Raw genomic sequence first — 1,087 nt, forward strand, 5'->3', positions numbered from 1 at the left:
ATGATGGCGGCAATACCGGTACCGGCGGTCCCCTGACCGCCAGCACCAGCGTGGACATCAATGTCACCGGCGTGAATGCGGCCCCCGGCATCAATGCACCGGGCAGCCTGACAGTGACGGAGGATGTCGCCACCGCCCTGACCGGCATCAGCTTCAGCGATGCTGACGCCGGGACCGGGATCGTCACCGTCACCCTCTCTGTCGGGGCCGGCAGCCTCTCGGCGACGGGCGGCAATGGTATCGGTGTCACCGGTTCGGGCAGCGGCACGCTGACCCTTTCCGGATCGCTCAGCGACATCAACAGCTTCGTCAATGCTGGCAGCGTCCGCTTCCAGACCGCTGCCGACAGCACCGCCAGCCAGACACTCGCCATCACCATCAATGATGGCGGCAATACCGGTACCGGCGGGCCGTTGTCCGCCAGCAGCAACGTGACCCTCAATGTCACGGCCGTGAATGATGCGCCCAGCATCAATGCACCGGGCAACCTGACGGTAACGGAGGATGTCGCCACCGCCCTGACCGGCATCAGCTTCAGCGATGTCGATGCCGGGACCGGAACGGTCACCGTCACCCTCTCCGTCGGGGCCGGCAGCCTCTCGGCGACGGGCGGCAATGGTATCGGTGTCACCGGTTCGGGCAGCGGCACGCTGACCCTTTCCGGATCGCTCAGCGACATCAACAGCTTCGTCAATGCCGGCAATGTCCGCTTCCAGACGGCGGCCAACAGCACCGCCAGCCAGACGCTCACCGTCTCCATCGATGATGGCGGCAATACCGGTACCGGCGGTCCCCTGACCGCCAGCACCAGCGTGGACATCAATGTCACCGGCGTGAATGCGGCCCCCGGCATCAATGCACCGGGCAGCCTGACAGTGACGGAGGATGTCGCCACCGCCCTGACCGGCATCAGCTTCAGCGATGCTGACGCCGGGACCGGGATCGTCACCGTCACCCTCTCTGTCGGGGCCGGCAGCCTCTCGGCGACGGGCGGCAATGGTATCGGTGTCACCGGTTCGGGCAGCGGCACGCTGACCCTTTCCGGATCGCTCAGCGACATCAACAGCTTCGTCAATGCTGGCAGCGT

General features: G+C 65.9%; 1 protein-coding gene. It reads left to right on the plus strand.

From position 1 onward, the window contains the following. Positions 1–1,087, plus strand: a 1,087-nt coding sequence (locus tag CHB97_RS26595; RefSeq protein WP_371333152.1) for a beta strand repeat-containing protein, incomplete at both ends; no start/stop codon positions are given.

It is taken from the genome of Azospirillum sp. RU38E, from assembly GCF_900188385.1.
Classification (GTDB): domain Bacteria; phylum Pseudomonadota; class Alphaproteobacteria; order Azospirillales; family Azospirillaceae; genus Niveispirillum.